This is a genomic window from Sphaerospermopsis sp. FACHB-1094, assembly GCF_014696195.1.
Lineage (GTDB): Bacteria > Cyanobacteriota > Cyanobacteriia > Cyanobacteriales > Nostocaceae > Sphaerospermopsis > Sphaerospermopsis kisseleviana.
The window spans coordinates 24,559-40,001 of sequence record NZ_JACJPT010000021.1; the positions used below are offsets into that span (position 1 = coordinate 24,559).

A 15,443-nucleotide genomic window follows, 5' to 3' on the forward strand; every position below is an offset into this window, starting at 1 on the left:
GGAACTGTAGGTATTTTAAACATTTGAAGGGGCATCTTTCAGCATTCGACGAGCTAATTTAACGTAGGTTTTAGCTGTAGAGTATGGTATTTCTAAATCTTGGGCTATGATTTGTAAGGATTCCCCCATTTCCCTTCTTGCTAAGATTGTCGCCCAAGTTGTGGCTATTTTTTCAGTGCGATCGCCTCCTGTCCGTTTTCTTTGTGCTGTGAATATTTCTGTTAGTTGTTCTATGCGTTCTGGTAATAAATTAGTTGTAATTTCTGAGGATATATTTGATTTTGGTTCTATCCATTCTAAGCTGGTTTGCCCTAGTCCAAAGGTGGTTTTATGTCCAGTACCACAATAGGGAGCAAGTTGTACTAAAGCATAAAATAATTGGGTAAATTCGATGTTAGCTAAGGCGTTTTTTGCTAATCCTAAAGAAATTGCACCTGTAAAACCTGTGACAGAACCCCGTTTACCTGCGGCAACTTTGACAGATTCTAAACTGTGTTTATGAATGATGACGTTTTCATCTATCCATTCTAAAAAAGCATCTTGTTCTACGGGCATTCCTGAAAAATCATTCCAACGTCTGAGGTAACTATGAAAAAGATTAATGGGAACTGGAAGCGGGAAATGATGTCCTTTGCGGCGAAAACTGGTAGGTGAAATAAAACTGAGATTAATGTTATTATGTTGTTGGGTGGATGATGCTAAAATTTGCTGATAAGTAGTTGGTGGGTTAACAATATTTATTTGTTTGATTTGTAATTCCGCATCTCTTAAATTTATGGTTGATGGCAGTTGGGTTAACCATTGTTTTAAAAACTGGACTACTGGCTGAGAAAAAACGTTAACATACCAATGATAGGTGTTATTTGCTTGTAGTTGTAGTTGTTTACCAGTAGGAACTAATTGACCTTCTAAGGCAGAAATATTAAAGGGTTTTTCTGATTCCCCATCATGTAAATATGCTGAAAGTGTTGGGTTAATTTGGCGTACTTGATCCAAAAACCAAGCATGGAGGGCAATGGTATATTGAGAATATAAAGATGCGGAAGTAGCTGGTTCTAAGTCAAATACTAAACCAATTAATTCGGTATTTTCTGCCCATTCTAAAGGTGTGTTTTTGGCTGGGGCTTTTCGTCTGTTAGATGCTGCTGCTCTTGGCATTATTTTGAGTTATATTTTGTGATTATCATTGATTCTACTCTCTTTTAGTCCCCTTGTGGGGATTTATTTTCATTGGTTTTTTTGGCGATCGCACTTGTTTCAGTCCCCTTGCGGGGATTAGTTATGTGGAAACAAGTGTGACAAAATCATACAGGTTCAGATATAAGTTTCAGTCCCCTTGCGGGGATTAGTTATGTGGAAACATAGATGGAGACTTGCTGGAATGGTGGAAAGATTGTTTCAGTCCCCTTGCGGGGATTAGTTATGTGGAAACCAATTATTTTATATCACTCTATTTTTGACGTATGGGACGTTTCAGTCCCCTTGCGGGGATTAGTTATGTGGAAACGTGGAAACCTTTGGGACAATCAGATCGGGAATCTATATGATTGTTTCAGTCCCCTTGCGGGGATTAGTTATGTGGAAACAATCACAGCAAGATATTCAGATCAAGTAACATTTAATGTTTCAGTCCCCTTGCGGGGATTAGTTATGTGGAAACCAAAAATACTACACACTTAACACAGACAAGCCAAGACTGGTTTCAGTCCCCTTGCGGGGATTAGTTATGTGGAAACAGGTGATGCGACCATCACCAGCCTGAAGCTGGTCGTTTCAGTCCCCTTGCGGGGATTAGTTATGTGGAAACACAATGCACTATCTCTCTGTGGGATGTGGAAACAGAGTTTCAGTCCCCTTGCGGGGATTAGTTATGTGGAAACTTGAGAGGCTGTTTATAGAAATAGCCAAACAAAAATGTTTCAGTCCCCTTGCGGGGATTAGTTATGTGGAAACAAACTAGACTACAAACTCATGACTTGTGATAGTGCGTTTCAGTCCCCTTGCGGGGATTAGTTATGTGGAAACAACTGATTATAGTGGAGGATGGAACGGTACATTCTAGTTTCAGTCCCCTTGCGGGGATTAGTTATGTGGAAACTATTTTGCAAGGTTATTTGCGCTTTTTGAAATTCAAGTTTCAGTCCCCTTGCGGGGATTAGTTATGTGGAAACGTTGGGCAGTGGGATGGGAGAGTTGAGCATTTTGTTTCAGTCCCCTTGCGGGGATTAGTTATGTGGAAACGCCGCGACCCGCTACAGTAATTCTTTCTTGAGGTGGTTCTCGTTTCAGTCCCCTTGCGGGGATTAGTTATGTGGAAACACAATAAGGTTCAGGTTATCGTTGATGAATTTACCAATTGTTTCAGTCCCCTTGCGGGGATTAGTTATGTGGAAACGAAACATCAAATTTAACCTGGCGACAAAATTATTCATTTCGCCAAAACAATTACACTACTTGTTATGTGGAAACGAAACATCAAATTTAACCTGGCGACAATGCTTGACACATATATAAATATGTGTTATATTTAATGTTATGTGGAAACGAAACATCAAATTTAACCTGGCGACCCCGCCATCTGAAACATAGTCTGGGGGAAGATTCCAGGAGTGATTTTGGCGGACCTCTCAAAAAACCTCATTTCAGGCTTCGGGTCAACTGCCAACTGAAACTAACAAAAAGCTGAAAGTATTTAATTATCAAGGTTCTGGCGATTTGGCGGACCCCCCAGGGTTTTTGCCCCCGCTTCGGTTTGCCAAAAATTCAAGCTCATGTATCAATTATATGATTATAGCTTGCTCTTGTCTAGGGGTTTCCGAACCATAAGTAATAGTTTTTTTCACACTCCCAGCATCTAGTACATAAATTCTAATCGAATCCTCTTCAGATTTAATCAATCGTTCTATCTTGGTTTGTAGTGTCGCAAACTGCACCGCAGTTAAAAAACATTCAAATACACTATATTGCGTCCATTTCCCGTAACCACCCAACATTTTATGTAATCTTGTCCTGCGTTTGTTAGCAGCTTTGCTATCTGGTAAGTCGTAAATTATGAGATAAAAATGTGTTGTCATCTTAATGATAATGGTTTGTAGGGTACACCTTCTTGTAAATGACGACTCAATAACCGTGCTTGTAATTCTATTCCCCGTCTGTAGGTACAGCGATAATCAAACACCGGATGTTTAAATTCATCATTCATCTTTTTATTAAACGCTTCGAGAAATGTTTTCCTAGCATTATCTTTCAAACGATAAGCACCCAAACTTTCATTAAAATCCTGGGGTTGAATTTCTTTTTTGTGCAACACCGACAACACCAAATTATCAGCTATCAATGCTCTAAATTCTTCCATTAAATCCAACACCATCGCCGGTTGTCCATGATGGACTTCATGTAAATAACCGATATAAGGATCTAAACCAGCCACATTTACTGCTGCCATTACTTGACCTTGTAATAAAGCATAAGCAAAACTCAATAATGAATTTACTGGGTCAGTTGGTGGACGGCGATTTCTACCATTAAATGTCCATTGTTTACCTACCATATTCTGCCAACAAGCGAAATATTCCCTAGCTGCTAAACCTTCCACACCCCTAACTTGGTCTAATGTTTGTTGATTTTTAACTAAACCTTTACGTTCTTTGAGGGGATTATCTTTTTCATTATGTCGGTACAATACATGATATTGATTATGAATTTTTGCAGTGACAATGGTTTTCACTAATTCCAATCTTTTCACGGGATCATAATAAACTTGATATTGTGCTAACCGCAGTTGTCCATTACGAGAAGATTTAGGTAACGCTGAACCCAAGTATTTACCAAAACTAGAAAGATAATGTATGGGCATTCCTAATTCTAAAGCATAGGCAAAGGCATCACCAGTTACTTGGGGATTACCCATCAACATGATTTCATTCACAGTTTGAGCAGCGACTTTACATTTTTTCCAAGTTCCATCTTCTTGTTTTAAAGCTACCTGAAAAGCTTCATAATCTTTGCTAAGAATAGCATCAGGTTGAATTACATACAAAGTAGTCATAATTTTAGGATTCCTGAGATTTTAATTGTTTGACTTCAAAGGGTAAACAAATTCGTTGTAAACTACAAGATTGGCATTTTTTGGTATGCTCAATAGGTGCTGGCATTTTGTTTTGACTGGCAACTTGAGCTAATGCGATCGCCTGTTCAGTCATTTGTCGTAATTGGGGAGTAAAAGCCACAGTTTGTCTACGACGATTGGCATGATAAAATATTTCACCATAGGTAATATTTCTACCTGTGCGTTCTTCCAAACATAAAGCCGCAGCACATAATTGAAAATGGTCGTTTAAATGTTGTGCCATCTTGCCTTTTTTGTATTCCACCGGCACAAGTTGACCATCACATTCTTCCACAGCATCAATAACACCGGAAACCTTGAGACGTTCGGACCACACCCATTGTTGTTGATGAACTAAAGTTTCACCATCTTGAAAAGTACCATCTTCATTAATATTACGGTGGATATGACGACCTAAAATAATGTGTTCATTGTCTTCCATTTCACCTAACACATATTCCAGGTAAAAACGCCGGGGGCAATATTCCCAAGCATTGAGATAAGCTAAGGGTAAATAATCTTCATTCATTTTATTGGTAATTGGTAATTGGTAATTCTAAATTCTTCATTCTAAATTCTTCATTCTTACTTGTCCCATTCCCATAGTTGTTTTTCTCCCCACACCAGAAAAGACAGCAAAGTGAGATAAAATAGTAGCAATCCGGGCTTGTTCAGGGTCTGAAAAACGGTATTTTACCCAACCCACAGAACCAATTTCAGCACCAGATTTCATTTTTAAAACATGGGTTTTGAGGTCAAAAGCAGAAACCAAACCTTGCCATTTAACTTCAGGGAATTGTAAATCTGAAGGTGCAAAATGATTCCAACGACGTAACAAACTATTAAATACTAACTCCGGTAAAGGGAAAGGTTGAATATTTTGATGTTGCTTAAAACTGGTGGGTGATACAAACCGCAATTCAATAGTATTTTGTGTTGGTAATTCTATCAATTTTTTAAAACTGTTAGATTCCACAACATTTATCCATTGACCTAATCTACAGGTTATTGCCGCTAAAGTAATTTCACCACCTATATTGTGACTCAATCCCCACAGTAAAGGTGCTAAAAGTTCAGGTTTTAACAGAGTAATTCTTAACTGTATTCTCTGCGGTGAAGTGTACTGTATTGCTACAGTAAATGGTAAAATATCTTGTTGATGTAAATGTTCAGCTAAAGCAGGATTAGCAGTAGCAAACCATTGAAGACATTGGGCATGAATCGCCCTACCTAATGTTGGTGGTAGGGGTTCATTGGCAGAAATAGAAACGAGAATTACATGAAGTGCATCACTATCAACCTCAACACCTGTAAATTGATAAAATTTATTATTCCAGTTGAAAGATTGAGATACACCACCTTCACATATATACTGACAAATTGATGCCATTAGTTGTGAATATAATCCCGAATCTGGCAACACAGGCATAATTTTAGTAATGCCATCATGAATCTGTAAAGGAATCCAAACAGGTGCAGGTTGAATATCTGATAACCAAGATTCTAAAGCTACAGAATTTGTTGAATTTGCATCCTGTTTGAGAACTTGTTTAAGAATTAAACTAATGCCCGCAAATTTATTGTTAGTATGATGGTTGGAATTTTTAGTATCTGTGGTAAATGTCATAACGGGCGCTAGTTGCAACGAGTTTTAAGGGTAAAAATCCAGATTTCATTACTCGGTCTTTGCCAAGTTGTGCTTTATCAGTGGAAAAAGGATTAATGCGATTAAAGGTGGTCTTTTCACCTAAATCATCCATTGGTTGGATGGTAAACCCTGTAGTTAAATTAGGTTGAAATAAAGGTTCAGAAGTTTCTTGTTTGCAATCTGGTAAATATTGAAAGAAACAACCCTTTTTACCAAAATAATTAATTTGACTAAACAACCTTTCTATTTCTGATAAACGGTTTCCTGCACTACAACAAATTTGTAAATGTCCCTGTAAATGTACCCACTCCCGAAATACAAAACCATCTTGCATAGGTAGTGTTGGACGAGTTTTATCAGCCTTATCTGCGGTTTGGTCGTAATAACGAAGTTTGTAACCGTTGCGATTTACAACCAACTTTTCAGGAGGACAAACATAAATGATTAAATCTCGAATCCAAGTAAATTCTGTTTTAATCCATGCGTCAAAATCAGTTAAATGTTGTCTTCCTTGACTTTCTAACAACACCTTTAACAATGCCATTTTGATAGCATAAGGAGTAGGTACTAAATTAGACCTAGCAGCCATACTTGTGGCATCAGAACGTTTGAGAGAAAATAGGCTAACAGGTTGATAGGTTACAGTTAGCCATTTAGTTACGTTTTCTGATGTTGGAGAAGATTTCGATTTAGGCGATCGCTTCGGCATTTTCACTATCCCAAGGTAAACTTTGAGCAATCAAAATTTCAATTTTGTCGGCAAATTCAGCCATATTTTCAAATTCAAAACAACGGATTGTATCAGCACCGTTGAGATTATTTAAAGTAGCGGCTAAACTCTTAATTTGACTTTGATAACTATCTTCCAATGCACTTAACATTGGTGCGGGACAACGACGAGAACTAACAGTAATTATACCCTCAAAATTGTCAGGATGGGGTAAATTAGTATTGCGTTTTGCACCATTAGTTTGTAAATAGGTGTACAAGACACTTTTTAGTAAAGCATCCAGACGTTTTTTACGCTCAGAAACATCAATGCTATAACCAAAATTGTGGGGATTATAACCAATTCTAAAAGCCTCAATATTGAGAACAGTGGCATATAAACCCGAACTAACTTGAACATTGTAAGGAGTAGGATTTTCTACACCATATTTTGCATGAAAATAACTCTGGGTTTTTACTTGATTTGGTCTACCAACAATTGCCCCAAATTCAATGGTAGAATCACGTTTGAGAGTTTGTCCACCTTTGACAGTCACCATAAACCCTTCTAAATCGCTGATAGTGCAAATTTGAATTACTTTATCTGTTTTGGCTGCTAAATCAGCATCTTTATCTGTGAAAACTGGGAGATTTTTTTCTAAGTCATAACCAATTCTATCAGGATTTAATTGTTTACTACCCTCTGATAAAGTTAATCCAGATTCTACAGCTATGCGGTGTAAATGTTCTGATTGAATATGTTTGAACATATCCCCAGAAATACCATTAACATACTCAGCTTCATTCATGCCATTTTGAATTACATAATAACGCCGGGTTAATGATTGATTACCCTCGTTACCTTCGTTATTTAAAGCATGAAGTTGTAGAGATAATAAACCACTAATAGAAATGGAATAAACGGGAAATTGTGTCTTAGTCATTTTCGGTTTCTCCTTCTGCAATATTATCTAATTCTGTTTCTGTTCCATCATTGGTATCGGTTGAATCTGATTCTTTGGATTTACCCCAACCCTTAGCATAACCATAGGCAATTAATAGGTTAGCTACTAAACTAGAACCATATTCTTCAATCAGATTGATTACCCTATCTAAGTCATCTTTAGTAGTCCAAATTCTTCGGTGTTTACCTTGTTTTTTGAGTTCTTCATCAATTCGCAAGTTTTCGTTTTCATAACTAGCAATGAAGGATGATAATTCAATGATAAAATCCTTTTTAGAACCTGCTTGACTGCTCAAACGTTGTGCTAAACCATAGATTCTATCCCAACCATGTTCGTCTTTTCCTGCATAAACTGTGGCACTATTAATAGCCTTAGCAATGCGTAAAAATCCAGGGTCTTCAGTGATGTCCGTTAAATTTAATTCTTGATCATTTTGACGATAGTTAAAATTTTTCACCATGAGGTTTAATCCATTGATAGAAAATAAACGAGGAAAGAATTTAGCTTTGGGGTCTGCTAAACGTTTGACAACATAATCAGCATAACTAACCTGAAAACGAAAGAAATTTATGAGATTTGTACCAGTGATAAAATCCCGATAAGCTGCTAATAACTCACTGTGTCCTTCTTCCGCAGATAAGGTAGTGATAACTGATAGATGTTCATTTAAAACATTATGATAATCTGTGAGTTCTTGATGATTTTTAGGACTAATCCACCCTGGTAAACCTAAAGTAAAAACCTCCTTGACACCATAAACTTGACCCTTAGAACCAAAGTGAGTACCAATAAAGTTACTAACAAATTGATTCACTGGTTGAAAAAGTGCAAATTCATCAGTTTCTGCATCAGCTTGAGATTGATGATAATTTAATAATTGTTGGCAGAAACGCAATATTAATTCAGAATCAAAACGGGCTATACCATGACCCCCAGAAGGTGGATTAAATTGACGAAGCTTATCCAAAACTTCCCGATATTTAGTAAGTTGAATATCTTGGGGTTCAAGCGCAACAACACGCCAATCATAAACTCGTTCTGCTATTTTTACCCGTTCTGATATACCAAAGGTAAATAAACCCCCAGCAATCAACCATAAACTTAACCAATCTGTTTTTTGAGAATCTACTTTATTGCTGTCTGCTTTAATTCGATTCACCCCTTGTACAGATGTTGGTAAATAGATTTTTACGGCACTTGCTGTTTCTGGTAATTTTTGTCCTGTAGTTTGGGTAAATAAGTCGTTTACTAATTTAGTGAAATCATCTGTTTCCTGACTAAATGCAGTAAACAAAGCCACCAAGAATTTACCATAATTTTCGCCAATCTGCCATCCTAATAACCATAGTTCATTATGATTTCGGTCATGACGCATGGAAGTAAGAATCACGCCATTTTGGGTACTAGGATGCGGTGGTTTTGGTGCATCTTCATTAAATTGAGGTTTACCCTTTTGCTGAAATAAATACTCACGGTAAAGTTTTCTTCTTTCGCTTTCCTCCACTGTATTAAAAGTATTTGTTTCCTGCGGTATTTTGCTAACATCGGTTTTTTGACCTTTGACTGGCAGGAAAAGATTGGTATAATTGAGGTTAGCTACCAGTTCTAAATTTATTGGTTGTTTTAACTGAAGGCAGTAGCGTGTTCCTTGATCTAAAAGTTGGATTGCACTTTTTTGGTGAGTGGCTTTCAGTACATACTCCGCAAGCTGCACCAGACCCAACATCATCAGGGTGTCAGCATAAGTGCCGAATTTTTTGGTAACAAATAACTGCTGTGTCATCTGGTTTTCAACCCATATAGGAGTTGTCTACTTCCAAACAGTATATACCTACTTGGAAGAGGGGTATTCCAATTAACGTAATTGTAGAAAAAAGACGCTAAGATATTTTTGACATCTGCCTAGAAACAACTGTGAGTGAAGTAAAAGCCGATTATGATGGTGCTTGGAAGGAAGGGGTAGAAAAATACTTTGAGGCGTTTTTAACATTCTTCTTTCCCCATATTTACAACGAAATTGACTGGACGCAGGGTTACGAGTTTCTTGATCAAGAACTCCAGCAATTGATGAGAGAATCAGAAGTTGGTAAGCAATTTGTTGATAAGCTGATTAAAGTTTGGCTGAATGATGGTAAAGAAACCTGGTTACTAATCCATTTAGAAATCCAAAGTCAAGTAGATACTGGTTTTCCTAAGCGGATGTTTTCCTATCATTACAGGATTTTTGACCGTTATGGTCAAGAAGTTGTTAGCTTGGCTATTTTGGGAGATAATCAAGCAAATTGGCGACCTCAAGAATACAGTTATGAACGTTGGGGATGTCGGTTAAGTCTTCAGTTTCCTACTGTAAAATTACTGGATTATCAACCTCGTTGGTCAGAATTAGAACAAAGTGATAATCCTTTTGCTGTATTGGTGATGGCGCACCTACGTACACAAGCCACAACTAGAAATTTAACAGGACGGTTGCAGTGGAAATTAAGTTTAGTTAAGCGGATGTATGAGTTAGGATATAGTAGGGAGAAAATTCTTCAGTTATTCGATTTGATTGATAGACTGATGACTTTACCACCAGATTTAGACTTAAATTTCAAAACTGAATTGCAGCGTTTCGAGGGTGAAAAAGAAATGACATACATTACAAGCATACAACGTATAGAAAGAGCGCAAACCCTCCAGGAATCTATTGTTAAAATCCTAAAAACCAGATTTCAAGATCCTCCTTCTGAATTAGTGGAACAAATAAATCAAATTTATGATCATGACCAACTCAACCAGTTATTAGAACAGGCAATTACTATAGGTTCTGTTCCTGATTTTCAAGAACTATTAACTCAAGAAAATACAGGTATTACAGATAGTTAATAATGATTAATGTAGAGATGTTGTGGATAACTTCTCTACATAAAAATTAAACATAAAAATTCAGTTGTACTGAACGCTGATCACATAGTCTTAATGCTCTCACTACCAACAAATACAAATGAAAATACTCAAACTCATCACCAGTGTTTAACTGATTCAAGTCCAACTCTTTTGCTGGGTAATTGCTTTTACTTAAATTTGCTGGTGTTAATGGTAAACTCTGATTTAGAAAGCGTGTCATACCTTGCCAACTTTGGGCGATCGCCTTTTGTGCTTCTAAGTGTAATTGTATATTTTTAATCTTGGATATATCTGATATTTTCCAACCACCAGCCCAAGCAGAATGGTGACGACCAGCAGCCATAAGGATGGCATAACAGATATACCGAATTTGTTCATCATCGGCGGCAAAATCATCGTGCAGTAGGGGAACTAAAGATTGTGTGAGAATATCCCTAGCTAGGAATGCACTTTCAACAGCGTGGTTAGGACGTTTGTGTTTTTTTTCGTGGTCTTTAAGTGCTGCTTTTTGCTGACTATCTTCTGGGTTATAATCAGTGTGTGCTAGTAAATGTTGTTTGGGGTTTTGACCTTGGAATGAAGAATGGGCGATCCCTTGCCATCCCCGCATCACTTGTTGCCATTTAACTTGTAGTTTACCCAGGTCATGAGTAAAGATAGCAAAAAACACTAATAATTCAAATAATGCTGCTGCTTCTGACTCTTGGATATGTGGAAAAATCTTGTTTTTAATTAATTTTGTCCCTGCTGGTAGTAGTTCATTCCTGACACTACTGTAAATCGTTGGTTCAGCTTCACCGTTTTTCAAACGTAAGGTTTTAAATGGTTTTCTCCAACAAGTCCACATAGAACCCAAATGTCCAACATAAGTATCCATGTGATAACGATATTCACTGACAATTGAACGCTGTGATTTTGGTGGTGAAACAAAACCATTACCAAATTCATTAATACCAATCAATAATCCAACATTTTCATCATAATAAATAAATCGGGGATTTACTAAAATATTGATGCTGTTAACCAATGAATCACGGGATTTAATTTCTGTACAAACAGGTTGACTATAGGTTTCTGCTTTATCCTTGGGTGCTTCAATTCTTTGGAAAATCCAATCAGTGCCAAATTCTAAATTTTTGGAATCTCGCCAAACTTTGCACAGTGTAGAGACGGGAACTGAAAAAGAGATTAGTTTGCGGGGATCAATGGGTTCTTGTGCAAAATCAATAAATAATCCGGTTTCTTCCCAAACAAATAAATTCCGACTATCAACTGAACGAATTAACTCACTGGCAAAAGATTGATCACCCCTGAAAAATGCCGCTTCAAAGTTCTGCTCAAACAACATTTGATTATTTTGCCGCCGTTGTTGTTGCAATAAATCTTCTGCTGTATGTACCTGATTAATCCAATTTTCTTCGGTGCGAAATCCCACATTGTCATTAACTTGATTTGATTCAGTATGTGCTTGTAATACTTGCCATGTTAATTCACAGGTTTCTTTAGGATATGGCAGAAAACTTTGTTTTTTCTCAGGAGTTTCTTGTGTTTCTGGGTCTAAATCTGCTTCTGCAAGGGTAGAATAAGCTTGGTTAACTTCTACTGTCTGATAAACCAAAACTTGACCCTGTTCATCTTGGAATCTTGCACAACGTCCTGCCCTTTGTAATAATGAGTTCATGGGGCAAAGTTGACTGTGCATTACTTGGCAAGTAATATTAATTCCTGCTTCAATTACTTGGGTGGAAATAAGAACGTAACAATTACCATCATCTTGCCAATTTTCAGCAAAGGTTTCTTTTAAAAATGTTTCTTTTTGGGCGCGATGTTCTGGTAAAAATCGAGAATGTAACAGGGTAATATTTAGTGTATAATCATGATTAAGTTCTTGTAAATCTCTATATAATCCCTGCGCCTGAGAAACGGTGTTACAAATAACAATAACTCGTTTTCGTTGGCGTGTGTGTATATCTTCTATAATTTCTAAGGCATTTAAAGAATGGGATTTTGCTTGAAAAGTACGGCAGCGTTTACCTTCAATTGCTTGTAAATCAGTGTCTTCAATTTGAATTATTTCCATTGTCTATTAAATTTTGAATTTGTGTTGCTAGTTCGTTGGTTAATGTGGCGGTCATTAGCAGAAATGGGGAAATACCTTTGACTTGTTGTAAAACTTTGAGGACAGTGGTAAAGGAACGGTCAGGGTCAAGTAAATGCAGTTCATCAAATACTAGATAAGATGCGAAAATTGCCCCGGAGTTAACGTTAGCTGAACCCCGACCAACGGAGTAGGGAATATTCAAAAAACTGCTTAACATTTGGTCAATGGTGCAGAAGACTATATCACCTTCAAAACGGGGGTCTTCTGGGTTTTCTCCGGTTTGTAGAGTAACGACTAGTGGACGGGATGAGGGAGATGAGGGAAAGGATTTTTCCCAGTCTGTCACTAATTTCTCTGTTCTTTCTCGCAGACTGTTGGCCAGGGTTCGCAGGGGTACGACGTAGATTAGCTTATTGGGAAAGTCGAGGTTGAGGGTTTTGGCAAAGAGGAAGGGTGAAATAGCGGTTTCGGTTTTCCCTGAACCTGTGGGTGCGCGGAGGAGGATGTCTTGACGGTTGAGGAGTTTGGTAATAACTTCTCGTTGAAAGTTGCGTGGGGGAAAGGTGGTTAGGGTTTGGAAGTGTGCATCTATCATTAAGTGCGGTAGGTTCAAGAATTTTCGTTCTTAAACATACCGCATGGTTGGAAGAGGGGTTTTCTGAGAGGAGGGGGAGGTATGGGTGCGATCGCAAATTTTCAGACAAGATACCCATATCCAGCAGCAGTTTTAGCTCCAATTCCTAACTCTGATAAACCATTTTTTAACCACTTACAGGCAATATTAACTAAATTTGGGGTATCTTTATCTAAAGTACGACTTGCAACAGCGAACGCAAATTCACTTCCTTTTACTAAAGTTAAAAAATAAACAGGGTTAGGATTTTGATATGGAGTTGGTGCAGTTTTTCCAGTTGTATCACTGTAATAATCTGGATAGTGATTATTCATAATATCTGGTTCAAGTTTCGTTACTTTGGTTGGTACAGCATCTAAAAAAATTACTTGACCAGCGTTACCCTCATAACCAAATATTCTGATAAATTCTAGATAATTTTCTGGTAATTCATTAATTTCTTTTTTTAGATATTTTTGATATTCTTTCTCAACTTCATCAATTCGGTTTGTTTTTTCTAAAATGCAAAGTAAAGCATAGGAAGCAGCTAAACCTTTTAATGCACTACCAGGAATAATAGGGATACCAGTAACACGATCTAAACTAATGCTAGTTTCTAGAATACTGGTTTGTCCTAATCCTACAATCATCCGCCATTCTGGAGAAGCAGTAAAATCTTGATAATGTTGATAAGATTTAATTCTTCTTTGCCAGCGTTGATAGTTAGAATTTATCAGATCACTAGAAAAGCTAAAATTCTTTCCTATTTTTGTTAAAAATTCATTTTTGTCCTTACCTTCAAATTGCCAATTATCTTTGTAAATAATATAGCGATCTAGCCATAAACTCAGATTGCTACATTGTTGATTAAGTTTAATAAAATTCTGCTTAGTATCCTGTGGTAATGGATAATTCATTAATTATTCTCCTCTGTACCTAGTTCTGCTTCTGCAAATCTCTTCAGCCATTGTAAAAAAGCAAGTGATTCATTAGTTATGAGACGATAGCGTTGGCTATCCATTTTTAAAATGTGGTCACTTAATAAATCTCCAGTACCTAAATTAAAGCGATTTAAAATCCATTCTGATAGGTTCTTGAACATCAAAATTTGATGATCATTTTCTTTGGCTTTAGCTTTAAGAAAAGCTAATGTTTGTGCTAGTCCATTAACTTGGATTAAAGTAGGCATTTTGCGAGCAAGACTACCATACTTTTTTTGAAAATTCTCAGATGGATTTTTTTTAACCTGACAAATTTTATCCCACGCAAGAGCAGCACGATCACGGTCAATTTCTTTAGGTTTTGTACTGGTAGATGGAGCAGCCGTGAAGGATGATGATGATATTGTAGAAGGTGGAGCGGTAATTATCTCAGTTTTAGCTGTTGGTTTTGGCTTCAGAATAGGTGGGTTGTATTTAATTTCATCCGACATTTAACATTACTCCTTTTTCGATCTTTAAATTTCACTACAAAATACGAGTAGCAACAATTCCTCGTCCTACTGTTTCGTTACCACCTAGCTGTAATCGGCTATGTCCATTACTCAAATTATTCTGAATAAGATTTAAAATTGCTCCTGCATCAATAGCTTCAATTGGAACATTTTTCGGATCACCCACACGAGGATCACAAGCAAATAAAGGCGTATACAGTAAAGAATCGGATGGAAGGTTTTCTTCAGTCCATAATGCACCAGTTTCTACTGTTTTTTTAATTGGATCTAACTTAGTACGAGAAACTACATCTGTACTAAATTGGCAGAAGTCCTTAAAAGCATCATCGCTGATTACAGCCAAATCTTTCTTTAGTTTATTTCTCCAAAATTCGTACTCATCGCCTGATGGTAAAGTATTATCGGCTAACCAATTAGCTAAATCTTGCACTTGTGCATTATCAGTTTTCGCAACAAATGTGAATTCTTCGAGAACAATGGAATCATCAATTAGTAACTTACTATTACTTGGTACAAATGCTTCACTTTCAGAAGGCTCAAAATTCCAATTTTTTGATTGACCGCTTAATTTTAAATCTCGAACAAAACGACTAATAACCAATGGACAAGTAACCCAAGCAAATACACCTGCTAAAGACCGGACAGGAAATAATAAAATACGTCCATCTCCAGGTGATAAAGCTCCTGCGTGTTCGCTACCATTGTTTTCAGGACCAAAAATCACCTTAATTATATTTTTTATTCGTTTTTTTTCTGCTTCATCAATAGCGTTTTCGCTAATATCAAAGGCATTACGCAATTTACCTTTAATTCCAGAAGATTGAATCATCGGTAATTTAGTATGCTTTTCTCTTTGAATAGGTAAGTCAACTATACCTAAACTGCTACCGCTACCAACGTGCAAGGGTGTTTCAGTGTAAAGGAAAAGTAGTTTTGATTGTTTGAACATTAAATTTTCTCC

At 37.0% G+C, this 15,443-nt stretch carries 14 protein-coding genes and 1 CRISPR repeat array; of the genes, 1 reads left to right on the forward strand and 13 read right to left on the reverse strand.

All coding sequences use genetic code 11. The features are described from left to right. Positions 1–15: 15 nt before the first annotated feature. The 8 genes from cas6 (H6F47_RS09265) to H6F47_RS09300 form a co-directional block, all read right to left on the reverse strand. Positions 16–1,158 (reverse strand): CRISPR-associated endoribonuclease Cas6, encoded by a 1,143-nt coding sequence (cas6, locus tag H6F47_RS09265; RefSeq protein ID WP_096572936.1) that lies wholly within the window; start codon positions 1,156–1,158, stop codon positions 16–18. A 96-nt stretch (positions 1,159–1,254) separates the two neighbouring features. Continuing rightward, positions 1,255–2,570: a CRISPR direct-repeat array (repeat unit 37 nt; unit sequence GTTTCAGTCCCCTTGCGGGGATTAGTTATGTGGAAAC). Between the two features lie 210 nt (positions 2,571–2,780). Next, positions 2,781–3,074 carry a CRISPR-associated endonuclease Cas2 gene (cas2, locus tag H6F47_RS09270; RefSeq protein ID WP_096568703.1) on the reverse strand — a complete coding sequence of 98 codons (294 nt, stop codon included), beginning with the start codon at positions 3,072–3,074 and terminating at the stop codon, positions 2,781–2,783. Next, positions 3,071–4,048, reverse strand: a complete 978-nt coding sequence (gene cas1d, locus H6F47_RS09275; RefSeq protein ID WP_096572935.1) for a type I-D CRISPR-associated endonuclease Cas1d — start codon at positions 4,046–4,048, stop codon at positions 3,071–3,073. Before cas1d ends, cas2 begins: the two co-directional genes overlap by 4 nt. 4 nt (positions 4,049–4,052) lie before the next feature. After that, positions 4,053–4,637, reverse strand: a complete 585-nt coding sequence (gene cas4, locus H6F47_RS09280) for a CRISPR-associated protein Cas4 (protein ID WP_096572934.1) — start codon at positions 4,635–4,637, stop codon at positions 4,053–4,055. 36 nt (positions 4,638–4,673) lie between these two features. Then, a complete protein-coding gene (gene cas6 / locus H6F47_RS09285; RefSeq protein WP_096572933.1) occupies positions 4,674–5,735 on the reverse strand; it encodes a CRISPR system precrRNA processing endoribonuclease RAMP protein Cas6 in 1,062 nt (353 codons plus the stop codon). Further along, entirely contained in the window at positions 5,713–6,465 is a 753-nt protein-coding gene (locus H6F47_RS09290) for a hypothetical protein (protein ID WP_096572932.1), read from the reverse strand. Before H6F47_RS09290 ends, cas6 (H6F47_RS09285) begins: the two co-directional genes overlap by 23 nt. Continuing rightward, positions 6,446–7,408, reverse strand: coding sequence for a DevR family CRISPR-associated autoregulator (locus tag H6F47_RS09295; protein WP_096572931.1), 963 nt, complete (start codon positions 7,406–7,408; stop codon positions 6,446–6,448). The genes H6F47_RS09290 and H6F47_RS09295 overlap by 20 nt, the downstream gene beginning before the upstream one ends. Beyond that, the gene (locus H6F47_RS09300) at positions 7,401–9,212 is read right to left on the reverse strand and encodes a hypothetical protein (protein ID WP_096572930.1); all 1,812 of its coding nucleotides are present in this window, start codon (positions 9,210–9,212) and stop codon (positions 7,401–7,403) included. Before H6F47_RS09300 ends, H6F47_RS09295 begins: the two co-directional genes overlap by 8 nt. A 131-nt stretch (positions 9,213–9,343) precedes the next feature. On the opposite strand from H6F47_RS09300, the gene H6F47_RS09305 reads away from it, so the two are divergent. Further along, positions 9,344–10,294, forward strand: a complete 951-nt coding sequence (locus tag H6F47_RS09305) for a transposase (RefSeq protein WP_096572929.1) — start codon at positions 9,344–9,346, stop codon at positions 10,292–10,294. Between the two features lie 46 nt (positions 10,295–10,340). On the opposite strand, the gene cas3 is transcribed toward H6F47_RS09305, so the two are convergent. The 5 genes from cas3 to cmr4 all read right to left on the reverse strand — a co-directional run bounded on the left by cas3 (position 10,341) and on the right by cmr4 (position 15,431). Beyond that, entirely contained in the window at positions 10,341–12,395 is a 2,055-nt protein-coding gene (cas3, locus tag H6F47_RS09310; RefSeq protein ID WP_096572928.1) for a CRISPR-associated helicase Cas3', read from the reverse strand. Beyond that, entirely contained in the window at positions 12,376–13,029 is a 654-nt protein-coding gene (locus tag H6F47_RS09315) for a DEAD/DEAH box helicase (RefSeq protein WP_242027371.1), read from the reverse strand. The genes cas3 and H6F47_RS09315 overlap by 20 nt, the downstream gene beginning before the upstream one ends. Before the next feature lie 83 nt (positions 13,030–13,112). Further along, a complete protein-coding gene (gene cmr6 / locus H6F47_RS09320; RefSeq protein ID WP_190648787.1) occupies positions 13,113–13,946 on the reverse strand; it encodes a type III-B CRISPR module RAMP protein Cmr6 in 834 nt (277 codons plus the stop codon). Then, positions 13,946–14,461, reverse strand: a complete 516-nt coding sequence (gene cmr5 / locus H6F47_RS09325; RefSeq protein WP_190648789.1) for a type III-B CRISPR module-associated protein Cmr5 — start codon at positions 14,459–14,461, stop codon at positions 13,946–13,948. The genes cmr6 and cmr5 overlap by 1 nt, the downstream gene beginning before the upstream one ends. Positions 14,462–14,495: 34 nt before the next feature. Then, positions 14,496–15,431, reverse strand: coding sequence for a type III-B CRISPR module RAMP protein Cmr4 (gene cmr4, locus H6F47_RS09330; protein WP_190648792.1), 936 nt, complete (start codon positions 15,429–15,431; stop codon positions 14,496–14,498). Positions 15,432–15,443: the final 12 nt, after the last annotated feature.